21 protein-coding genes and 1 pseudogene are annotated in these 19,874 nt (G+C 65.7%); 8 read left to right on the plus strand and 14 right to left on the minus strand.

Going from position 1 to position 19,874, the window contains the following annotated elements; all coding sequences use genetic code 11:
* Positions 1 to 65 precede the first annotated feature (65 nt).
* Positions 66 to 935, plus strand: a complete 870-nt coding sequence (locus QA642_RS02870; RefSeq protein WP_283083300.1) for an EamA family transporter — start codon at positions 66 to 68, stop codon at positions 933 to 935.
* Between the two features lie 76 nt (positions 936 to 1,011).
* On the opposite strand, the gene QA642_RS02875 is transcribed toward QA642_RS02870, so the two are convergent.
* Together QA642_RS02875 and gloB are read right to left on the minus strand one after the other, a co-directional pair.
* Positions 1,012 to 1,434: a cupin domain-containing protein gene (locus QA642_RS02875; protein ID WP_283083301.1), complete on the minus strand. Its 423-nt coding sequence runs from the start codon at positions 1,432 to 1,434 to the stop codon at positions 1,012 to 1,014.
* Positions 1,435 to 1,457: 23 nt separating this feature from the next.
* A complete protein-coding gene (gloB, locus tag QA642_RS02880) occupies positions 1,458 to 2,225 on the minus strand; it encodes a hydroxyacylglutathione hydrolase (protein ID WP_283083302.1) in 768 nt (255 codons plus the stop codon).
* A gap of 108 nt (positions 2,226 to 2,333) precedes the next feature.
* Here gloB and QA642_RS02885 point away from each other — a divergent pair, with 108 nt between their 5' ends.
* Positions 2,334 to 3,080, plus strand: coding sequence for a methyltransferase domain-containing protein (locus QA642_RS02885; RefSeq protein WP_283083303.1), 747 nt, complete (start codon positions 2,334 to 2,336; stop codon positions 3,078 to 3,080).
* 53 nt (positions 3,081 to 3,133) lie between these two features.
* Here QA642_RS02885 and QA642_RS02890 read toward each other — a convergent pair whose 3' ends face one another.
* Positions 3,134 to 3,910 carry a DUF4167 domain-containing protein gene (locus tag QA642_RS02890; RefSeq protein WP_283083304.1) on the minus strand — a complete coding sequence of 259 codons (777 nt, stop codon included), beginning with the start codon at positions 3,908 to 3,910 and terminating at the stop codon, positions 3,134 to 3,136.
* 463 nt (positions 3,911 to 4,373) lie between these two features.
* Complete coding sequence (prmC, locus tag QA642_RS02895; RefSeq protein WP_283083305.1) at positions 4,374 to 5,264, minus strand: peptide chain release factor N(5)-glutamine methyltransferase; 891 nt, start codon at positions 5,262 to 5,264, stop codon at positions 4,374 to 4,376.
* A 91-nt stretch (positions 5,265 to 5,355) separates the two neighbouring features.
* Between prmC and QA642_RS02900 the strand changes: the two genes are divergently transcribed.
* Positions 5,356 to 5,781, plus strand: coding sequence for an HIT family protein (locus tag QA642_RS02900; RefSeq protein ID WP_283083306.1), 426 nt, complete (start codon positions 5,356 to 5,358; stop codon positions 5,779 to 5,781).
* Positions 5,782 to 5,847: 66 nt separating this feature from the next.
* Here QA642_RS02900 and QA642_RS02905 read toward each other — a convergent pair whose 3' ends face one another.
* Positions 5,848 to 6,789: a DUF5996 family protein gene (locus tag QA642_RS02905; RefSeq protein WP_283083307.1), complete on the minus strand. Its 942-nt coding sequence runs from the start codon at positions 6,787 to 6,789 to the stop codon at positions 5,848 to 5,850.
* A 141-nt stretch (positions 6,790 to 6,930) separates the two neighbouring features.
* Positions 6,931 to 7,631: pseudogene (locus QA642_RS02910) on the minus strand (ABC transporter ATP-binding protein).
* Positions 7,632 to 7,663: 32 nt separating this feature from the next.
* Here QA642_RS02910 and QA642_RS02915 point away from each other — a divergent pair.
* Positions 7,664 to 8,140, plus strand: coding sequence for a MarR family transcriptional regulator (locus tag QA642_RS02915; protein ID WP_283087139.1), 477 nt, complete (start codon positions 7,664 to 7,666; stop codon positions 8,138 to 8,140).
* Positions 8,141 to 8,150: 10 nt separating this feature from the next.
* Here QA642_RS02915 and prfA read toward each other — a convergent pair whose 3' ends face one another.
* The 3 genes from prfA to QA642_RS02930 all read right to left on the minus strand — a co-directional run bounded on the left by prfA (position 8,151) and on the right by QA642_RS02930 (position 13,171).
* Positions 8,151 to 9,236: a peptide chain release factor 1 gene (prfA, locus tag QA642_RS02920; protein WP_283083308.1), complete on the minus strand. Its 1,086-nt coding sequence runs from the start codon at positions 9,234 to 9,236 to the stop codon at positions 8,151 to 8,153.
* A gap of 57 nt (positions 9,237 to 9,293) precedes the next feature.
* Positions 9,294 to 11,561: a phosphoenolpyruvate--protein phosphotransferase gene (gene ptsP / locus QA642_RS02925; protein WP_283083309.1), complete on the minus strand. Its 2,268-nt coding sequence runs from the start codon at positions 11,559 to 11,561 to the stop codon at positions 9,294 to 9,296.
* A gap of 353 nt (positions 11,562 to 11,914) precedes the next feature.
* Positions 11,915 to 13,171, minus strand: coding sequence for an aspartate kinase (locus QA642_RS02930; protein WP_283083310.1), 1,257 nt, complete (start codon positions 13,169 to 13,171; stop codon positions 11,915 to 11,917).
* 149 nt (positions 13,172 to 13,320) lie between these two features.
* Here QA642_RS02930 and QA642_RS02935 point away from each other — a divergent pair, with 149 nt between their 5' ends.
* From QA642_RS02935 to QA642_RS02945, 3 genes are all read left to right on the plus strand, one after another.
* Positions 13,321 to 13,788 (plus strand): PH domain-containing protein, encoded by a 468-nt coding sequence (locus tag QA642_RS02935; RefSeq protein ID WP_283083311.1) that lies wholly within the window; start codon positions 13,321 to 13,323, stop codon positions 13,786 to 13,788.
* Between the two features lie 14 nt (positions 13,789 to 13,802).
* Complete coding sequence (gene ubiG / locus QA642_RS02940) at positions 13,803 to 14,576, plus strand: bifunctional 2-polyprenyl-6-hydroxyphenol methylase/3-demethylubiquinol 3-O-methyltransferase UbiG (RefSeq protein WP_167381064.1); 774 nt, start codon at positions 13,803 to 13,805, stop codon at positions 14,574 to 14,576.
* A 113-nt stretch (positions 14,577 to 14,689) separates the two neighbouring features.
* Positions 14,690 to 15,589: an EamA family transporter gene (locus tag QA642_RS02945; protein ID WP_283083312.1), complete on the plus strand. Its 900-nt coding sequence runs from the start codon at positions 14,690 to 14,692 to the stop codon at positions 15,587 to 15,589.
* A gap of 157 nt (positions 15,590 to 15,746) precedes the next feature.
* Here QA642_RS02945 and QA642_RS02950 read toward each other — a convergent pair whose 3' ends face one another.
* Genes QA642_RS02950 through QA642_RS02965 form a run of 4 tightly spaced genes read right to left on the minus strand, consistent with a single transcriptional unit; the run spans position 15,747 to position 18,221 of the window.
* A complete protein-coding gene (locus QA642_RS02950; RefSeq protein WP_283083313.1) occupies positions 15,747 to 16,229 on the minus strand; it encodes a DUF1178 family protein in 483 nt (160 codons plus the stop codon).
* Positions 16,226 to 17,104: a carbon-nitrogen hydrolase family protein gene (locus tag QA642_RS02955; protein WP_283083314.1), complete on the minus strand. Its 879-nt coding sequence runs from the start codon at positions 17,102 to 17,104 to the stop codon at positions 16,226 to 16,228. Before QA642_RS02955 ends, QA642_RS02950 begins: the two co-directional genes overlap by 4 nt.
* A complete protein-coding gene (gene grxC, locus QA642_RS02960) occupies positions 17,101 to 17,376 on the minus strand; it encodes a glutaredoxin 3 (protein ID WP_283087140.1) in 276 nt (91 codons plus the stop codon). The genes QA642_RS02955 and grxC overlap by 4 nt, the downstream gene beginning before the upstream one ends.
* Positions 17,377 to 17,411: 35 nt before the next feature.
* Entirely contained in the window at positions 17,412 to 18,221 is an 810-nt protein-coding gene (locus QA642_RS02965; RefSeq protein WP_283083315.1) for a ComF family protein, read from the minus strand.
* 197 nt (positions 18,222 to 18,418) lie between these two features.
* Between QA642_RS02965 and QA642_RS02970 the strand changes: the two genes are divergently transcribed.
* A complete protein-coding gene (locus tag QA642_RS02970; RefSeq protein WP_283083316.1) occupies positions 18,419 to 19,297 on the plus strand; it encodes a methyltransferase domain-containing protein in 879 nt (292 codons plus the stop codon).
* Positions 19,298 to 19,455: 158 nt separating this feature from the next.
* On the opposite strand, the gene QA642_RS02975 is transcribed toward QA642_RS02970, so the two are convergent.
* Positions 19,456 to 19,866, minus strand: coding sequence for a (deoxy)nucleoside triphosphate pyrophosphohydrolase (locus QA642_RS02975; RefSeq protein WP_283083317.1), 411 nt, complete (start codon positions 19,864 to 19,866; stop codon positions 19,456 to 19,458).
* Positions 19,867 to 19,874: the final 8 nt, after the last annotated feature.

A 19,874-nucleotide genomic window follows, 5' to 3' on the forward strand; every position in this document is an offset into this window, starting at 1 on the left:
CGATAGTGAAGACGAAAATGCCCGGCCTCGTGCCGGGCATTAGCGTCCTCAGAGCCTTTTGATCGATGACCCCCCGCACAGCCACACTGATCGGATTGACGGCGATCCTGATGTGGTCGCTGCTGTCAGTGATGACGGTCGCGACCGGAAAGATCCCGGCGTTCCAGCTCGCCGCGATGACCTTTGCGATCGGCGGTCTCGTCGGTCTTTTGACCTGGATCGGCCGCGGCGATGCCGCCAAAAGCCTGCGCCAGCCGCTGGTCGTGTGGGTCGTCGGCGTCGGCGGCCTGTTCGGCTATCACGCGCTGTATTTCCTCGCGCTGCGCTTTGCGCCGCCCGCAGAAGCTGGCCTTCTGAACTACATGTGGCCGCTCTTGATCGTGCTGTTCTCGTCCTTCCTGCCGGGCGAGCGGCTCGCCTTACACCACATCATCGGCGCCGTGCTCGGTCTCGTCGGCACCGTGCTGCTGTTCGCCGGCAACACCAGCGGCTTTGCGCCGGGGGCGGTGCCGGGATTGATTGCGGCCTTCATCGCCGCCTTCGTCTGGGCGACCTATTCGGTGCTGTCGCGCCGGCTCAAGGCGGTGCCGACCGACGCGGTCGCCGGCTTCTGCCTCGCCACATCCGTGCTCGCCGCGCTGATGCACGGTGTGCTTGAGACGACCGTGTGGCCGGAGTCCGCGCTGCAATGGCTCGCCGTGATCGGGCTCGGCATCGGCCCCGTCGGCGCCGCCTTCTACGCCTGGGACATCGGCATGAAGCGCGGCGACATCCGCGTGCTCGGCGCGGCGTCCTACGCGACGCCGCTGCTCTCGACCGGCTTCCTCATCGCCGCAGGTTTTGCCAAAGCCAGCGCCAACATCGCGATCGCTGCGATCCTGATCGCGGGCGGCGGCCTGATTGCGGCGAAGGACATGGTGCTGCGGAAAAGGTGATTGTCATTCCGGGGCGATACGCAATTGCGCATCATAGCCCGCCGCTTGCGCGCCGTTCCCGAATGACCGCGTCGAGCTACGGCTCCCAGCCCTTCGGCGCCAGCTCGAACTTGGCGAACTCGAAGGCGGGCGCAACAGTGCAGCCGACCAGCGTCCACTCGCCCGTGGTCTCCGCCATCTGCCAGGCATTCGCCGGCACGATCGCCTGCGGGCGCTCGCCGCCGAGCAGGTCGGTGCCGAGCCGCACCTCGTGCTGGGAGCAGCCGTCATGGGCGATGCGCAGCATCAGGGGGGCGCCGGCGTAGTAATGCCAGGTCTCGACCGCATCGATGCGGTGCCAGTGCGAGCGTTCGCCGCGTGCGAGCAGGAAGTAGATGAGGGTCGAGCGCGAACGGCCATTGGCATCCGTGCTCTGGTCGCGAAACGTCTCGCGATAGTGCCCACCCTCGGGATGCGGGCGGAGTTCGAGGCGTGCGATGATCTCGGCTGCGGTCGGCATCGATCCAGTCAGGACTTGCTTGTTCAGGACTTGTTTTTGCGCTCGCGCAGCTCGCCGAACACCGCGGCGGCATCCGCGCCCTTCATGTGTAGCTTGGCTGCCACCTCGGGCGCATCAGCCCGCAGGAACACGTTTGCTCGCTTCTCGTCACCAAGCAGTGAGGGAATCGTCGGCTTGTTCTCGGCCCGCAGCTTCGCCACCTCCGCCGCGCGCGCCTGGAGCGCCGCGTTATCAGGCTCGACGGTGAGCGCGAATTTGACGTTGGACGCCGTGTATTCGTGGCCGCAATAGAGCTTGAAGTCGTCGGGCAGGGCGCGCAGCTTCAACAGCGAGTCCCACATCATCGGATAGGTGCCCTCGAACACTCGGCCGCAGCCGATCGAGAACAGCGTGTCGGCGGCGAACACCGTCTTCTCATTGTCGAACACGTAGGAGACGTGGTCGAGCGTGTGGCCCGGCGTCTCGACGACGCGCGCCAACAGATTGCCGATCTTGACCACGTCGGCATTGGCGACGCGCAGATCGACGTTCGCGATCTTCGTCGTCTTGTCGTGCGGCGCGACGACGCGGCAATTGTATTTCTGCTTGAGTTCGGCGACGCCGCCGACATGATCGCCATGATGATGGGTGATCAGGATGTCGGTGAGCTGCCAGCCCTCGCGCTCCAGCGCCGCAAGGATGGGGCCGGCCTCCGGCGCATCGATCGACGCGGTTGCCTTGGTTTCCACATCGTGGATCAGATAACCGAAATTGTCGCTTAAACAGTTGAAAGTACGAATTTCGGCGGCCATGACATCTCCATCGCGCTCAGCCCCGCCAGACAAATATGGCGTTAACGTTGCGCAGGCAATGCAATATTCCGCGCGCAGCAGTGCCCTTGTGCATGTTACATTGCCGTCATGAGCATCGATGTCGTCGATCTTCGCGAGTTCTATTCCCGCCGCCTCGGGATCGTGGCGCGGCAAATGATCAATCGCGGCATCAGGGAGCGCTGGCCGAATGCCGAGGGCCAGCGCGTGCTCGGCATCGGCTATCCGACGCCCTATCTGGGGCTGTTTCGCGAGGATGCCGAGCGCTGCATCGCCTTCATGCCGGCGGCCCAGGGCGTGCTGAAATGGCCGACGGGACGGCCGGCGCTGGCCTCGCTGGTGGATGAATTCACGCTGCCGCTTCCCGACGCCGCCGTCGACCGCATCCTGCTGGTCCACGCGCTCGAGATGTCGGACGATCCGGCTGCGCTGCTGCGCGAGGTGTGGCGGGTGCTGTCGCCCTCGGGGCGCGTCATCGCGGTGATCCCGAACCGGCGCGGGGTGTGGACCCGCACCGACAACACGCCGTTCGGCCACGGCCGCCCCTATTCGCGCTCGCAGATCACCGAGCTGCTGCGTCAGACCTGGTTCACGCCGACCGCCTGGGGCGAGGCACTGTTCATGCCGCCCTATGCCGGCGGCTGGGTGCTGAAATCGGCGCAGATGTGGGAGCGTGCCGGCGCGGCGCTGTCGCTGCCCTTTGCCGGCGTGCACATCGTCGAGGCCACCAAGCAGGTCTACCGCGCGATCCCCGCCAAGCGCGAACGCGCGCACCTCATTCCCGCACTGACCAAGCCGGTGCTGGTGCCGTCCTCGACCACGGTCACGCGCAGTTAAAAAATCGTCCCGGCGGGGCCGGGACGATTCTCATTCAGACTTTCGGAAAAGGCTTACTCGCCGGGCGCGAGATCGTCGCTCGAACCGGCGGGCGCTGCCTCGCGCTCGGGGCGCGGGCCATGCGGCCGGCGCCGGCGGCGCGGATAGCGTTCGCCACCACCGCCCTCGAAGCCGCCGCCCTGACCACCGTTCGCGCCGACATTCGCTTGCGGCTGTGCGCCGGTGATGAAGGAGGGCAGGCGGTCGACGCTGCCGGCATCGGCGATGACGGGCTGCGGCTGGTTCGCAGGCTGCGGCTGCGGCTGATATTGCGGCTGCGGACGATGGTCGCGTTCGCGGTGCTCGCGCGGCTGCTGGTTGTCGCGCTGATAGGGCTGCTGGTTGTCGCGGCTCTGGTGATCACGCTGGTGATGATCGCGCTGGCCCTCGCGCGCGTAAGGCTGCTGCGGCGGCTGCGGGACGAAACCCGGCTCCTGGCCGAAATTCGAGAAATTCTCGCCGTCGTCCTCGCCATCGTCGCTCGTGCTGACCGGCTCGTCGCCGCGCGGCTGCTGCTGGTTCTGGCGGAACTGTTCCTGGGCCGCCGCGATCAGGCGGAAATAGTGCTCGGCATGCTGGTAGTAGTTCTCGGCGGCAACGGGGTCGCCGGAGGATCGCGCGTCCCGCGCCAGCTGGAGATACTTTTCAGCAATATGCGAGGCCGTGCCGCGGATCTTGATGTCGGGTCCGTTGGACTCGTAGACCCGGGTCATCGGGTTCTGGCCGCGCCGGTTGTTGTTGTTATTGTTGTTGCGGTTGCGCATCCGCTGCTTGTTCTGACCGTTTCTCATGTCCTGCCTTTAATTCCAGCCCTAAAGGTTGCACGCATTACTGATTGCTAGGAGTGACCTGCTGACAGCGGTTCACATGTCTCGCGCGCACCGCGCGCAAGAGCGGATCGAACCCTGCCGATGTTCGTCGACCGTCGCGTTCAACAAAGACGCGTTCCCCACTCGCCAGCATCCATCGCCAGCGAACCCATTCATATCGCCTGCCGAAACAAGCCCAGCTTTGTTGCGTAAGTCTTCAAGCGCAATATCTGGCTTTCGTTCACGTTGCGGTCGGAGAGCAGCGCAGCTCCACTGGCCATCGCGCTCAACAGGACCTGCGGCTTGGAACCTATAATCAGTAACGCTCTCGCCCGAGAGCCCCGGCTTTCGCCCGTAGGTCTACGGGGCCGGCACCGATGTGTTGAGCGGAACGTAGTCGTTCCCAAGGGATATTCCAAGAGGTTTTTGCAGGCCAATCCGGCTTTTATGGAGGCATTTTTCGGGCCGATACGGCTCGTAGAATGCCTCCAAGGTCGGCCTTGAGTGGCCTGTCCACCGATAACGCCGCGCCCCCCATCAAGGTTTCAATATTCCGGGCCTGGCCCTGGCCGGCCTCGACGATCAGCGCCCCGCCTGCGGCGAGACGCTCGGCCGCCTGCGGGATCAGGATGCGGTAGGCGTCATAGCCGTCATTGCCGCCGTCGAGCGCCAGATGCGGATCGTGCTCGCGCACCTCGATGCTCAATTTCGGAATTTCAGCCGAGGGAATATAGGGCGGGTTCGACACGATGAGGTCGAACGGGCCTTGAAGCGCCGCCGCGTAGGAGCAGGCGACGAAAGCGGCGCGGCCGGACAGGCCGAGCGCGGCCGCATTATCTCGCGCGGTGCTGAGCGCGGTGAGGCTGACATCGGTGCCGACGCCGAACGCCTCGGGTATCTCGTGCAGCAGAGCGAGCAGGATGGCGCCGGATCCGGTGCCGATATCGGCGATACGCGGGCGCCGCCCAGAGATCCTGAATTCGCGAAAAATCTCGAGCGCCAGTTCGACGACCGTTTCGGTGTCCGGCCGCGGCACCAGCGTTGCCTCGGACAGGCGGAACGGCAGGCCCCAGAATTCCCGCGCCCCCAAAATGCGGGCGACCGGCTCATGCGCGAGCCTGCGCTGCGCATAGCCTTCGAGCCGCGCAGCCTCTTCAGGCGTCAGTCGTCGCGCCGCCTGCGTCACCATGGCGGTGAGATCGAGCTCCACTGCGGCGCCGACGAGCAGGCGTGCATCCAGGCCCGGCTCCTCGATGCCGGCCGCTTGCAGCCGTGCGGCAAGCGCGCGCCGCGCGCTCTCGATGCTGTGTCCGGAATCTGTCGCCAATGGAACCATCCTGCCTTGGCATCGTGGATAGATCGGCGGACTTGCTTGCGTCAACGGAAAGGAGCGCGTTGGATCGCGCCGCGTGGCGAGGGAGGCATCCATGACGGCCTATGACGATCAGAACGTCTTCGCGAAGATCCTGCGCGGCGAAATTCCCTGCTTCGAGGTGTTCAGGGACGACCGCAGCCTCGCCTTCCTCGACATCATGCCGCGCTCACCGGGGCACACGCTGGTGATCCCGAGGGCGCCGGCGCGCGGCATCCTCGACATCGCCGATGACGATCTCGCCGCGGTCGCCCGCACCGCCAAGCGGATCGCAATCGCGGCGATGAAGGCTTTCGACGCCGAAGGGATCATCCTCCAGCAGTTCAGCGAGCCCGCCTCCGGGCAAGTGGTGCTTCATCTGCACATGCATGTCATGCCGGTCAGGGCCGGAATCGAGCTGCTGCCGGCGCACACGCGCAAGGAAGACATGGCCGTGCTCGCCGAGCATGCCAAGCGGATGATCGCGGCGCTTGGTGGCTGATTTTGCGTCTGACCTGATCAGCTTCGCTGCACCAATTTCTTGCCAGCGAGCTTTCCTCGATCTTCATCATCGTTTGTTCAGCGGGCGCGGTCGAAGGGGGGAGCCAATCGGACATTCGAGCGCGGCACGATCCCAGCCTCCGGTATCAGCCGCCGCCCGATAGGTGCTCTGCAGAAACGCCATGAGCGTCTCCTCAGGCTCGCTGGATTTTCGCACGAGGTCGTAGGGCAGGAGATATTCGCCGAGCTTCTGATCGAAGTATGCGCCTTCCGGCATGACCTGTCCGTCGGCGAAGCCGTTCGGGGTGGGATAGGCATAGGAGTAGAAGGCCGCGAAATCCGCACCGCCTCCGCCCGGCCAGAAGCCGGCGGAGGAGACCTCATCGCTATAGGCCTCGCGGGTCACGACATCAGGCAAACCCGGAACGCCGCCCGGATGCAGTGGGGCGGGACGACCGGAGAAGCGCGTCACCGCCAAATCGAAGCTGCCCCAGAAGAGATGGACCGGACTGACTTTCCCGGTGAACCCCGTCCGAAATCGATGAAAGACTCCGTTGATCGCGACGAGGGCGCGAAAGAACCGCGTCACGGCGTCTGCGTCGTAGGGCCTGATTTGGAGGTCTTCCCGGAACGGGATCGGATCCGGGACCTCGCTGGGCCGACCGTCGAATTCCGGTATTCCGCCGAGACGTCCGACCACTTCGCAGAATCGGGTGTGGAATTCGGCGACGGACATTCGCCCGAGCGGCATTTCGGCTCTGCAGCCGTCGGCCGCCTCTGCGATCAGGACATGACGGACGAGATCGAAGATAATCTCGATGCCGGATCCGTCCGGAACCAGCGAAGTCGTCAGCCCGCGCGCATTCACGTAGAAAGTCGCGTGCCAGGAATGGTTGACCCACGGCGCTCTCGCGAGCCGATACTTGCCGACAACCTGGCAATACAAATGAAGCGCGGAACAGCTTTCGCGCCATGCCTCGAAGGGGATCTCCGGCCAGATCGTGCTCACGGTGTTTTCTCCCGGCTTGGCAAGACCTTACCTCCAGGGGCGACTTGGTGTCCGCTTTGGGCACAAGTCGACATTCCGGGGTGGGGCCGCGCGTCCGCTCGCCCCTCGAAAGCAGACCTCCCGAGTTTATGGGTAGACGCCCTAGACGCCAAGATAGCGTTGCAGCAGTTCCGGCTGGGCCTTGAGTTCCTGCGCCGGACCTTCGTGCACGATGTGGCGTTGTTGATGACGTAGATCCGCGTCGCCAGCGTCAGCGTCGCCGTCAGATTCTGCTCGACCAGCTCGACGGTCTGGCCGGCGGCCGCGAGCTCGCGGCAGGCCTTCACGAGATCGTGGACGATCACGGGCGCGAGTCCCTCGAACGGCTGGTCCAGCAGCACGATCTTGGGATCGCGAACCAGCGCCCGCGCGATCGCGCGCATCTGCTGCTCGCTGCCGGAGAGGTCGGTGCCGCGGTTGTTGCGCCGCTCCTTCAGCCGCGGAAACATCTCGTAGATGCGCCCGAGCGGCCAGCGCTTCGGCGCAGTGATGCCCGCGAGGACGATGTTCTCCTCCACCGACAGGCTGCCGAAGATGCGGCGTTCCTCGTGCACGAGCTGCATGCCCGCCTGGGCGATCTTGTGGCTCCGGCGGCCGGCGACGTCGATGCCGTCGAACCTGATGCAGCCGCTGCGCGGCGTCACCACGCCCATCAGGCTCTTCAGCGTCGTGCTCTTGCCGGCACGGTTGCGGCCGAGCAGGGCCACCACCTCGTGACGCTCGACATGCATGGCAACGTCGAACAGGATGTGGGAATCGCCAGCGCCGATATTTGTGCATCCCCGGCGCCCGCCGGGTTGCATTGCCGGGCGGCGAGGCGCGGAGGCGGCACGGCATGGTTCAGGCGAAGAAGGCGCAACGCTCCACGGCGGCGATGCCTGCACGGTCTTCAAGCCGCCGGACCATGCGCGACGCCGACTACGCGGCACTGGCGCAATTCCGCTATCAGCTCCGAATCTTCCTGGCCTTCAGCGAAGCCGCGGCTCAGAACGCCGGATTGACGGCGCAGCAGCACCAGGCGCTGCTCGCGATCAAGGGATTGGCCGATGCCGACGGTGCCAGCGTCGGCGATATCGCGCGCTTCCTCCTGATCCGGCACCACACGGCGGTGGAGCTGGTGGATCGGATGGCGAAGCTGAAGCTGATCGCCCGGCAAGCCGATCCCGAGGACGCGCGTCGCGTCCTGGTCAAGCTGACGGCCAAGGGCGAGCAGAAGCTGCGATCGCTCTCGCGCATTCACCTGGACGAGCTGAGTGTCGCCGCGCCCGCTTTGGACAAGATTCTGCGATCGTTCGGAGCCAAAGCGCGCTGAGGCGCGAGCTTCAAGCCGCAGCGCCTTGCGCGGCGAGCTGCGCGGCCTGATGCTCGGTGGTCAGCGCGTCGATCAATTCGCCTAGCGCTTCGCCCGCGATCACCTGCGGCAGCTTGTAGAGCGTCAGGTTGATGCGGTGGTCGGTGACGCGGCCTTGCGGGAAATTGTAGGTGCGGATGCGCTCGGAGCGATCGCCGGAGCCGACCTTCTCCTTACGCTCGGCCGAGCGCGCCGCATCGACGCGCTGGCGCTCGGCGTCGTAGATGCGCGAGCGCAGGATGTTCATGGCCGAGGCGCGATTCTTGTGCTGCGAGCGCGAGTCCTGCATCATCACCACGATGCCGGTCGGGATGTGGGTGATGCGGATCGCCGATTCCGTCTTGTTGACGTGCTGGCCGCCCGCGCCCTGCGCGCGCATGGTCTCGATGCGCAGGTCGTCGTTCTTGATGTCGACGTCGACGTCCTCGACCTCCGGTAGCACCGCGACCGTCGCCGCGGAGGTGTGGATGCGCCCCTGCGTTTCGGTATCGGGCACGCGCTGCACGCGATGTACGCCGGATTCGAATTTCAGCTTGGAGAACGCGCCGCGCCCCTGCACCTCCGCGATGATTTCCTTGTAGCCTCCGACGGTGCCTTCGCTCGCCGAGATCACCTCGACCTTCCAGCCCTGCAAGCTGGCGAAACGCTCGTACATGCGGAACAGGTCGCCGGCGAACAGCGAGGCTTCGTCGCCGCCGGTGCCGGCGCGGATTTCCAGCATGACGTTGCGGTCATCCATGGCGTCCTTGGGCAGCAGCGCCACCCGGATCTTCTGGACCAGCTCCTCGATCCTCGGCGCCAGCTCGTCGCGCTCGCTCTCCGCCATGCTGCGCATCTCGGAATCGGTCGCGGGATCGGCAATCAGCGCCTCGGTGTCGGCGAGCTCTTTCACGGCAGAACGATAAGCCTTCACCGCCTCGATCAGCGGCGTGATCTCGGCGAGCTCGCGGGTGATCTGCACATAGCGGTCGGAGGCGAGCTGCCCCAGCGATTCAGCCTCGAGCCAAGCATGATGCGCGAGCAGGACGTCCAGTTTGGCTTCAGGGAGTGACGACATCGGTTCAGTCTCAAAGTGCGGAAAGCGGCGCGGCGGCGGGAAGGGGCGACAGGCCCGCTACAAGGCCAGGCCTTCGGCCTCGGCAAATTCCGTCAGCTTCTGCCGGATCGAGACGCTGCCGGAGGGCGCATCCAGCAGCGGGTCGAGCATCGCTTCGGCCTTTTTGGCGTCGAGGTCGATCACCATCGCCTTGACCGGGCCGAGTGCGGTTGCCGACAGCGACAGCGAGCGATAGCCCATCGCGATCAGCGCCAATGCGCCGATCGGCTTGGAGGCCATCTCGCCGCACAGCGACAGCGACTTCTTCGCCGCGTTCGATTTGCGCGCGATCTCGCGCAAGACGCGCAGGATCGGCGCCGACATGGTGTCGAAGCGCTCGGACACCTTGGCATTGCCGCGATCGACCGCGAACAGGAACTGGAACAGGTCGTTGGAGCCGACCGAGATGAAGTCCACCTTCTTCAGCAGCTCGTCGAGCTGGTAGAGCAGCGCCGGCACCTCGACCATGGTGCCGATGTCGATTCTTTCAGGCAGCGTGTGGCCGTGCTGGCGCAGATAGGTCAGCTCGCGCTCGACCAGCGCCTTTGCGGAGTCGAATTCGGCGACCTCAGAGATCATCGGGAACATGATGCGCAGCGCGCGGCCGCCGCCGGCGCGCAGCAGCGCGCGGATCTGGCCGCGGAGCAGGCCGGGACGATCGAGCCCAAGCCGAATCGCGCGCCAGCCGAGCGCGGGATTTTCCTCGATCACGGCTTCCATATAGGGCAGCGCCTTGTCGCCGCCGATGTCGAGGGTGCGGAAGGTGACGGGCTTGGTGCCGGCCGCATCCAGCACGGTACGATACAGCGCGAGCTGGTCGCTGGTGCGCGGCAGGCTCTGCCCGACCATGAATTGCAGCTCGGTGCGGAACAGGCCGATGCCGGCGCTGCCGGTATCCTCGATATGCGGCAGGTCGATCGCAAGACCTGCATTGATCATCAGCTCGACCGTCTGGCCGTCCCTGGTGACGCAGGGGCGGTCGCGCAGCGCCAGGTACTGCGCCTGGCGGCGGGCGCGGAAGCGCACGCGCTCGGCAAAGGCGGCCTCGATCTCCTGCGACGGGCGCACATAGATCGACCCCGAGGTGCCGTCGACGATGATGGCATCGCCGGGATCGGCGATACCCGGTGCGTTCGGCACCTCGCCAACCGCGGGAATGCCGAGCGCGCGCGCCACGATCGAGACGTGGGAATTGGCGGTGCCTTCCTCCAGCACGATGCCGCGCAGGCGCTTGCGATCGTAGTCGAGCAGCGCCGCCGGTCCCATTGCGCGCGCGATGACGATGGCATTGTCGGGCAATTGCTCGCGCGAGGGCGCGTGGTCCTGGCCGACCAGCTGCCGCATCAGGCGGTAGCCGAGATCCTCGAGATCATGCAGCCGGTCGCGTAAGTAAGGATCGGTCGAGCGCAGCATGCGCGCGCGGGTGTCGGACTGCACGCGCTCGACGGCAGCTTCCGCGGTGAGGCCGGTGGCGACCGCCTCGTGCAGCTTGTGCGACCAGCCCTGGTCGTTGGCGAACATGCGGTAGGCTTCCAGCACCTCGCGATGCTCGCCGCCCTCGGCGACGTCGCCGCGCTCCAGCATGCGGTCGAGATCGGCGCGCAGCTTGGCGAGCGCGGTGTCGAGCCGCTTGATCTCCTTCGGCAGGTCCTCGGCGATGTAGTCCTTGATGACGACGCGCGGCTCGTGCAGCACGACATGGCCGAGCGCGATGCCTTCCGACAGGATGGCGCCGACCTTCTGCGCGGAATGGCGTGCGGCAGGCTCCATGCCCGGCGGGGCGAGGGCGGACAGCTCGCCGGAGGCGATCAGCTCCGCCAGCACCATCGCGGTGGTCTGAAGCGCCTCGAGCTCCTCCTCGACATAGTTGCGCTTGGCACGGTTCTGCACGACCAGCACGCCGAGCGTGTTGCCGGCTCGCAGGATCGGCACGCCGAGGAACGAGTGATAGATTTCTTCGCCGGTCTCGGGGCGGAACGAGAAGGCCGGGTGGCTCTGCGCATCGCTCAGGTTGAGCGGCGTCGCCTCGCTGGCGACGAGGCCGACCAGGCCCTCATGGGCGCTGAGCACGGTGTGGTGCACCGCCTCGCGGTTGAGGCCTTCGGTGGCGTAGAGCTCGAGCGTGTTGTCGATGCGCAGCACATAGACCGAGCACACCTCGGCCACCATGTTGGCGGCGATCAGCACCACGATCTTGTCCAGCCGCTCCTGGGCCGAGACCTGCTCCGCCATGGTTTCGCGGAGCCGTCTCAACAAGACGCGGGGACCTCCCGACGCGCTCCGCATGTACCGCAATCTCCTCCGTCTGCCGGGCCCGGCGGTATCGGCCGGCGGCTGGCCAAAAATTCCAGAAAAACAACCAAATTGTTTGTCCGGCGCAGGCGCAAACCCTCGCTTGCACCGAATCAGCGGCCTGAACTGGGACACAGTCTGCGGCAGCCCACCCTGTTCGCCGTATAGCGAATTGAGGCTTGTTTTGCCAAGCAAAACGCCTGCCAAACGCGAAGGTGTGTACACCTTCGCGTTTGCTGCGACCGCTAAGAGAAAATTAGCCTAGGCATGGTCCGGAAAAGTGCGAAGCGGTTGTCCGCAAAGACCATGCTTAAACGACAATCTGAAGCGCGATGACGGGTCGCGCTTTAGGCCTGATCGAGGCCGTAGAGCGTGTGGAGGGTGCGCACCGCCAGCTCGGTGTAAGCCGTGTCGATCAACACCGAGAATTTGATCTCGGAGGTTGTGATGGCCCGGATGTTGATATTCCGCCCCGCGAGAGCCGAGAACGCCTGGGCGGCGACGCCGGCATGGCTGCGCATGCCGCTGCCGATCACCGAGATCTTTGCGACGTCGGTGGCTGTATCCAGCCGTGCATAACCGATCTTGTCCTTGGCGGCGGTGATCGTGTCCTTGGCGCGGGTGTAGTCGGCGGCGGGCACGGTGAAGGTGAGATCGGTGGTCTTGCCGTCCTCGGACACGTTCTGCACGATCATGTCGACGTTGATGTTGGCATCCGCCAGCGGACCGAAGATCGAAGCGGCAACGCCCGGCTTGTCCTCGATCTGGCGCACCGAGATCTGGGCCTCGTCCTTCGAAAAGGCGATGCCGGTGACGACGTGGCTTTCCATGATCTCCTCCTCGCTGCAGATCAGCGTGCCGGGCGGCTGGTTGGCATGCGGGTCGATATCCTCGGGCTTGTCGAAGCTCGAGCGGACGAAGATCGGCATGTTGTGGACCATGCCGAGTTCCACCGAGCGGACCTGGAGCACCTTGGCACCCTGGGAGGCCAGTTCCAGCATGTCCTCGAATGCGATCTTGTCGAGCCTTTTGGCCTTCGGCACGATTCGCGGGTCGGTGGTGTAGACGCCGTCGACGTCGGTGTAGATGTCGCAGCGGTCGGCCTTGACGGCCGCGGCAACCGCCACGGCCGAGGTGTCCGAGCCGCCGCGGCCGAGCGTGGTGATGCGATTGGTCTCGGGGTTGATGCCCTGGAAGCCGGCAATGACCGCGACTTCCTTGCGCTCCTGGAAGCGCTTGACGATCTCGCTGCCGTCGATGTCCTCGATCCGGGCCGAGGCATGGGCGTCGCTGGTCTTGATCGGGATCTGCCAGCCCTGCCAGGAGCGGGCCTGGATGCCCATGCCCTGCAGCACGATGGCAAGAAGGCCGGACGTCACCTGCTCGCCCGAGGCCACCACGGCGTCGTATTCGCGCGCGTCGTGCATCGGCGAGGCCTCGGTGCACCAGGCCACCAGCTCGTTGGTCTTGCCGGACATCGCCGAGACGACCACGGCCACCTCATGGCCGGCGTCGACCTCACGCTTCACATGGCGCGCGACGTTGCGGATACGATCGATGTTGGCGACGGACGTGCCGCCGAATTTCATCACGAGGCGGCTCATGACGACGCGTGCATTCCTTCATAAGGATCAGTATGGTGACCCGCGCTGGACGGATGCCAGGGGATACCGACCGCGCGTATACAGAGGGGCGGGGCCGGGGGCAAGCGGGTTCCTGCGGGGCCAATCCGTGCAATGGGTTAACCGAGGTCATGGCGCGCTATATTGACGAAATCCTGCAGCCCGGAGAGCGGGTGCTGTATTCGACCAATGCGCACTGGATCTTCCATTTTCCGGCGATTGTGGCCTGGATCGTGGCCTTAGGCCTTCTGGTTCTGTCGCGGCAGACCACGGTCGACGGGCTTGTGATCCTCTGCCTCATCGCCGCGGGCGTGGTGGCTCTGGCGGCCCTGTTCTGGACTGTGAAGGGCTGGTTCCACCGCTTCACCACCGAGACCGACGTCACCAACCTCAGGGTTGTGCACAAGACCGGGTTCATCAAGCGCCGCACCTTTGAAATGGCGCTCGACAAGGTCGAGAGTGTCGACGTCAACCAGTCGATTCTTGGACGAATTCTCAACTACGGCGACGTGACCATCAACGGCGTCGGCGAAGGCCGCGAAACCATCCGCACCATCGCCTCGCCGCTCGCCTTCCGTAGTTCGATCACCACGCGGTAGGACCGCGCGTAACCATGAGCATGCAGCAAAATACCTCCGCCACCGCAACCGCCCAGCCGGGCTCGACCGTCGACGCCGCCGAGATCGCGAAATTCTCAAAACTCTCCGCGGAGTGGTGGGACCCCAAGGGCAAGATGGCGCCGCTGCACCGGATCAACCCGCTGCGGCTCGGCTATATCCGCGACGCCGCCTGCCGCAAGTTCGAGCGCAATGTGCGCAGCCTGAACTGCCTCGGGTCCTTGCGCGTGCTCGACATCGGCTGCGGCGCCGGCCTGTTGTGCGAGCCGCTGGCGCGTCTCGGCGCGCAGGTCATTGGCGTCGATCCGTCGGCCAGCAACATCGCCGCGGCGAAGCTGCATGCCGACAAGAGCCATCTTGCGATCGACTACCGCTGCACCACGGTGGAGGAGATCGACCCGCGCGAGCGCTTCGACATCGTGCTGGCGATGGAGGTGGTCGAGCACGTCGTCGACGTCGGCGTCTTCCTCAAGCGCTGCGCCGCGATGCTGAAGCCGAACGGCCTGATGGTGGTCTCGACCCTGAACCGAAACTGGAAGAGCTTTGCGCTCGCCATCGTCGGCGCCGAATACGTCCTGCGCTGGCTGCCGCGCGGCACCCACGAATGGAACAAGTTCGTCACTCCGGACGAACTGACCAAATACCTCCTCGACAACCGCCTCGTCATCACCGAGCAGACCGGCGTCGTCTACTCCCCCTTCGCCGACAAATGGTCGCTCTCGTCGGACATGGACGTGAACTACATGGTGGTGGCGGAAGGGATGGTGTGAGGGGGACGAGTAGGGCGCGAGCATCGCTCCTATGACGTGAGCGTGATTGACGTGCCTCGCGGCTAGCGTCAGGCTGGCCGAAGTCTTCAGCCCTCCGCCTGTTTTCACCCCCCATGCTCACCATCACCAGTCTCTGGATTCCCTTTACCGTCATCGCAGCGCTCGGGCAGGTCGCGCGCAATGCGATGCAGCGGTCGCTGACCAAGCCGCTGGGGACCTGGGGCGCGACCAACATCCGCTTTTTGTTCGGCTTCCCGTTCTCGCTGCTGTTCTTGGGGTTGGTGCTGGTCGCGACCGGTGATCATCTCGGCATGCCGCCGTCGGCGTTCTGGCCGTGGCTGCTGCTCGGGGCGCTCAGCCAGATCGTCGGCACCGGCTTGATGCTGCTGGCGATGAATGACCACTCGTTCGTGGTGACCACGGCTTACCTGAAGACCGAGGCGATCCAGACCGCGATCTTCGGCTTCGTCTTCCTCGGCGATCACCTGACCTGGCCGAAGGTGCTGGCGATCGTGATCGCGACCATCGGCGTCGTCATCACGGCGCTCCGGCCCGGCGGAGAGAAGAGCTTTGCCGAATTGAAGCCGACCATCCTTGGGCTTGTCGCGGCCGCGGCGTTCGCGCTGTCCGCGGTCGGCTTCCGCGGTGCGATCATCAACGTGCCGAACGTCTCCTTCGTCACCGCGGCGTCGTTCACGCTGGTGCTGGGCCTGTTCGCGCAGACAGTGATCCTGTCGATTTATCTGCTCTGGCGCGCTCCGAAAGTGCTTCAGGCGATCCTTGGCCTGTGGAAGCCGTCGTTGTTCGCGGGCTTCATGGGCGCCTTCTCGTCACAGTTCTGGTTTCTGGCGTTTGCGCTGACCGCGGCGGCAAATGTCCGCACGCTGGCGCTGATCGAGGTGCTGTTCGCACAAGGCGTCGCCTATTACTCGTTCAAGCAGCCGATCGCGCCGCGCGAGATTTTTGGGATCGTGCTGATCGTGGCGGGCGTTGCGCTGCTGGTGGGCGTGTAGCTGCGCTCTTCAGCCGCCGTCATGCCCGGGCTTGTCCCGGGCATCCACGTTCTCGGTGCTGTAGGAAAGAAAGGCGTGGATGGCCGGGTCATAGGCGAGCGGAAGCGACGCCGTCCTTCGGACGGCTATGCCCGGCCATGACGAAGAAGCGAGAACCTCAATTCCTGTCTTCCGGCAGCGTCGGCAGCGGCGAGACCTCGATGCCTTCGTCGATCAGCGACTTCGCCTCTTCCGGTGAGGCCTCGCCATAGATCGGGCGGTGCTCCTTGTCGCCGTAATGCATCGCGCGGGCTTCGTTGGCAAAGCGCTCGCCGACATTGTCGGCGTTTTTGACGATGTGGTCGCGCAGCTCCTTCAGCTTGGCGCGCAGCTCGCGCTCCTGTGCCATTAGCAGCGAGGTCGGTCCTGACGGCGTAGCCTCGGGCGTGGTCGCCGCCGCAGGCTCCGGCGGCGGCGTTGCACGGCCGCGGCCCTTCTTGCCGACGATGCGCGGGGCCATGATCGCCTTGTCGACCTTGGCCGAGCCGCAGATCGGGCAGGTCACGAGCTTGCGCTTCACCTGGGAATCATAGGCCGAAGAACTCTGGAACCAGCTTTCGAAGTCGTGGCCGCGGTCGCAGTGCAGTGCGTAGCGGATCATGCCGATCCCCGCACGAGGTGCAAATGATCCGGCCCCGCCTTGGGGTCGGCGACGCCAAAGCGGCGGCCGTGCTGGAGCGAGGGGATCGCGCGGCGGGCGGTCTCGACCTTCGCCGGGTCGATCTTCGCCATGATGATGCCGGGCTCGACATCGCCCTCGGCGAGAATCTCGCCCCAGGGATCGATGATCAGCGAATGACCATAGGTCTCGCGCTTGTTCTCATGGGTGCCTGCCTGGGCGGCGGCAAAGATGAAGCAACCGGTCTCGATCGCGCGCGAGCGCAGCAGCACGTGCCAATGAGCTTCCCCGGTCTTGCGGGTGAAGGCCGACGGCACCGTGATGAAATAGGCACCGCTCTCGGCCAGCGCCCGGTAGAGCGCGGGGAAGCGCACGTCGTAGCAGATCGTCAATCCGACGCGGCCCCAGGGCAGGTCGGAGATCACGGCGGTCTCGCCCGGCTGGTAATTGGCGGATTCGCGATAGCTCTCGCCGTCCGGCAGCTCGATGTCGAACATGTGGATCTTGTCGTAGCTCGCGAGCACGTTGCCTTGGGGCCCGATCAGGAACGAGCGGTTGACCGCTTTCTCCGGCGAGAAGCGCAGCGCCAGCGAGCCGACATGGATGTGAATCCCGAGCTCTGCCGCGAGCGCGCGGTAGGCCTTCAGCGAGGTGTCGTTCTCCTCACTCTGGAGATGCTCGAACAGCGCCTTGCGGTTCAGCTGCATCATGTTGCTGACTTCGGGCGTCTGCACGTAGTCGGCGCCATTGGCCGCGGCCTGCCGGATCAGCCGGATGGCCTGTTCGAGGCTCGGCCCGGGCATCAGGCCGGTGCGCATCTGCACCATCGCGGCGGTGAAGGTCCTGTTGTCGCTCATGAGACGGCCTTCACGCTTTCGAGCAGGCCGTCGAGCTTGCCCTCGCGGTCGAGCGCGTAGAGTTCGTCGCAGCCGCCGACATGGGTTCCGCCGATCCAGATTTGCGGGAAGGTCGAGCCCTCGCCGGCGCGGTCGTACATCTCCTGGCGCCAGGTCGGGTCCTTGGCGACGTCGAACTCCGCGAAGGTCGCCTTCTTGCGGGTCAGCAGGGACCTCGCGGCGGAACAATAGCCGCAACCCGGCCTCGTGTAGATCTCGACAGCAGCGGTCATCTCGTTCAGCGCTTTCATGTCATGAATTCATTGAACTATATGGGACGGGGGCCGCTCTCGACAACCCGGGCAAAGACCAGCACGTCGACCTGGGCCGCTCTGGCGCGGAGCAGGGCCCGCGCGCAGGCGTCCAGCGTCGCACCCGTGGTCAGGACGTCGTCGATCAGGATGATGCGGCGGCCCTGAATCTCGGCCCGATGGTCAGGGGATACCTGGAATGCGCCCTGTACGTTGGTGGCGCGCTGGGCCCGCGACAGGCCGATCTGCTGCTCGGTAGCGCGCACCCGGCGCAGCACCTCAGCCCTGACCTTGACCCCGCTCTGCCGCTCGATGATGTGCGCCAGCGCCCCGGACTGGTTGTAGCGGCGGCGCCAGGCCCGCCGCCAGTGCAGGGGTACCGGCACCAGAATGTCGGCGCCTGCGAGCAACTCGCCGCCCGCGCGCGCCATCCAGCGGCCCATAGCCGGGGCCAGATCGGTGCGGTCCTGGTATTTCAGCGCGTGCACCAGCGTGCGCGCGACGTCGTCATAGCGCACGGCGGCTCGCGCGCGCTGGTAAGCCGGCGGGCTCGCGATTGCCTCCATCGACAGCATCTCGGGTCCGGGATCATAGACGAAGGGAATGCCGAGCCGCGGACAATAGGGCCGCTCGATGAACGACAGCCTCGCCCAGCACGCGGCACAGACGCCCTCGCCCTCGACCGGCTCGCGACAGGAGACGCACAGCGTCGGCAATGCGATGTCGAGTGCGAGCCGCGCCGCCCGCGTCAGCACGCTGCAGCCAGCCGACCATGCGGCCCGCAGCGGCGCAGCGATGGAGCGGACAGGGGCGCTTTCGGCTTCCATGAGGGGAGGCTAGCGTTCAGCTGGACCGCGCTCAAGCCACTCTCTCGTGCCCCGGACGCAGCGCAGCGCCACTTCGGCGGTGCGCTGCAGAGCCGGGGCCCATCTCACCGCATCATACGATGTTGCCTTCTGGGTCCCGGCTCTGCGCAGCAGCGCTAAGAGCGCTGCAGCGCGTCCGGGAGACGAGAGCGATTGCAATGCCCAGCGTGATCGGCGTAACCAGCGGCATGGCCCAGACCCCGCAAACCCCGCCCGCCTTGTTCGATCGCGCCCTGCTGCATGCGCGGCAGCGGCGGGCAGAGGCGCAGGGTGTCGTGCGCTTCCTGCTCGATCGTGTCGCCGAGGACATGTCCGACCGGCTGGCCGCGGTGATGCGGGAGTTTCATGCGCCGGTCGATCTCTGGACGCCCGGTGAGGGGCTCGCGGGGCTGCGGGCGCGGCTTCCTTCCATCGCGCGGATCGTGCTCGATGCGGCGGGCGCGGAAAAATTGCCCTTCGCACCCGAGAGTCTCGATCTCGTCGTCTCGGCGCTGGCGCTGCAATTCGTCAACGACTTGCCGGGCGTGCTGGCGCAAATCCGCCGCGCGCTGAAGCCGGACGGGCTGCTGCTTGCCGCGATGATCGGCGGCGACAGCCTGACCGAGCTGCGCCAGGCCTTTGCCGCGGCGGAAGCCGAATGCGAGGGCGGGGTGTCGCCGCGCGTGGCGCCGTTCGCGGACTTGCGCGACATCGGCGCGCTGTTGCAGCGGGCGGGCTTTGCGCTGCCGGTGACCGATGTCGATCGCGTCGTGGTGCGCTATGGCAATGCGTTCGCGCTGATGCAGGACCTGCGCCGCATGGGCGCGGCCAACGTGCTGATCGAGCGCCGCCGCGCGCCGAGCCGCCGCGCCACGCTGCTGCGCATGGCCGAAATCTATGCCGAGCGTTTCGCCGATGCCGACGGCCGCATTCGCGCCACCTTCGACATCATCTGGCTGTCCGGCTGGGCCCCGCATGCGAGCCAGCAGCAACCGCTCAAGCCGGGATCGGCGAAAGCGAGCCTGGCGGAGGCGGTGAAGAAGGCGGGAGAGACGTAAGCTCTCTCCTCCGTCATGGCCGGGCATAGCCGTCCGAAGGACGGCGTCGCTTCCGCTCGCCTATGACCCGGCCATCCACGTCTTTCAGCTCGGCACAAAGATCGTGGATGCCCGGGACAAGCCCGGGCATGACGTTGAGAGTGCCGCGCCACTTCAACTCACATCAGCAAATCGATCAAATGCGGGATCAGCGGGATGTCCGCGGGGGGCATCGGGTAGTCGCGCAGTCTGTTGGCGCGGACCCAGGCGAGGTTTTGGCCTTCGCGCGCGGTCACCAGCCCTTCCCAGCGCCGGCAGATGTAGAGCGGCATCAGGAGGTGAAACGTGTCGTAGCCGTAGCTCGCAAACGTCAGCGGCGCCAGGCACGGCTCGGCGACGGTGATGCCGAGCTCCTCATGGAGCTCGCGGATCAGGCTCTGCTCCGGCCGTTCGCCGGGCTCGAGCTTGCCGCCGGGGAATTCCCACAGGCCCGCCAGCGCCTTGCCCTCGGGACGCTGTGCGATCAGGACGCGCTTGTCGGCGTCGACCAGCGCACAGGCCACCACTAATGTCAGTTTGAGATCGGCCATGCCAAGAA

Origin of the sequence: Bradyrhizobium sp. CB2312, assembly GCF_029714425.1 — a bacterium.
GTDB lineage: Bacteria > Pseudomonadota > Alphaproteobacteria > Rhizobiales > Xanthobacteraceae > Bradyrhizobium.

Coding starts and splice junctions, on each gene's coding strand:
- QA642_RS02870 (WP_283083300.1), top strand. CDS start 66: ATGACCCCCCGCACAGCCACACTGATCGGATTGACGGCGATCCTGATG.
- QA642_RS02875 (WP_283083301.1), bottom strand. CDS start 1,434: ATGCCGACCGCAGCCGAGATCATCGCACGCCTCGAACTCCGCCCGCAT.
- gloB (WP_283083302.1), bottom strand. CDS start 2,225: ATGGCCGCCGAAATTCGTACTTTCAACTGTTTAAGCGACAATTTCGGT.
- QA642_RS02885 (WP_283083303.1), top strand. CDS start 2,334: ATGAGCATCGATGTCGTCGATCTTCGCGAGTTCTATTCCCGCCGCCTC.
- QA642_RS02890 (WP_283083304.1), bottom strand. CDS start 3,910: ATGAGAAACGGTCAGAACAAGCAGCGGATGCGCAACCGCAACAACAAT.
- prmC (WP_283083305.1), bottom strand. CDS start 5,264: ATGGTTCCATTGGCGACAGATTCCGGACACAGCATCGAGAGCGCGCGG.
- QA642_RS02900 (WP_283083306.1), top strand. CDS start 5,356: ATGACGGCCTATGACGATCAGAACGTCTTCGCGAAGATCCTGCGCGGC.
- QA642_RS02915 (WP_283087139.1), top strand. CDS start 7,664: ATGGTTCAGGCGAAGAAGGCGCAACGCTCCACGGCGGCGATGCCTGCA.
- prfA (WP_283083308.1), bottom strand. CDS start 9,236: ATGTCGTCACTCCCTGAAGCCAAACTGGACGTCCTGCTCGCGCATCAT.
- ptsP (WP_283083309.1), bottom strand. CDS start 11,561: ATGCGGAGCGCGTCGGGAGGTCCCCGCGTCTTGTTGAGACGGCTCCGC.
- QA642_RS02930 (WP_283083310.1), bottom strand. CDS start 13,171: ATGAGCCGCCTCGTGATGAAATTCGGCGGCACGTCCGTCGCCAACATC.
- QA642_RS02935 (WP_283083311.1), top strand. CDS start 13,321: ATGGCGCGCTATATTGACGAAATCCTGCAGCCCGGAGAGCGGGTGCTG.
- ubiG (WP_167381064.1), top strand. CDS start 13,803: ATGAGCATGCAGCAAAATACCTCCGCCACCGCAACCGCCCAGCCGGGC.
- QA642_RS02945 (WP_283083312.1), top strand. CDS start 14,690: ATGCTCACCATCACCAGTCTCTGGATTCCCTTTACCGTCATCGCAGCG.
- QA642_RS02950 (WP_283083313.1), bottom strand. CDS start 16,229: ATGATCCGCTACGCACTGCACTGCGACCGCGGCCACGACTTCGAAAGC.
- QA642_RS02955 (WP_283083314.1), bottom strand. CDS start 17,104: ATGAGCGACAACAGGACCTTCACCGCCGCGATGGTGCAGATGCGCACC.
- grxC (WP_283087140.1), bottom strand. CDS start 17,376: ATGACCGCTGCTGTCGAGATCTACACGAGGCCGGGTTGCGGCTATTGT.
- QA642_RS02965 (WP_283083315.1), bottom strand. CDS start 18,221: ATGGAAGCCGAAAGCGCCCCTGTCCGCTCCATCGCTGCGCCGCTGCGG.
- QA642_RS02970 (WP_283083316.1), top strand. CDS start 18,419: ATGCCCAGCGTGATCGGCGTAACCAGCGGCATGGCCCAGACCCCGCAA.
- QA642_RS02975 (WP_283083317.1), bottom strand. CDS start 19,866: ATGGCCGATCTCAAACTGACATTAGTGGTGGCCTGTGCGCTGGTCGAC.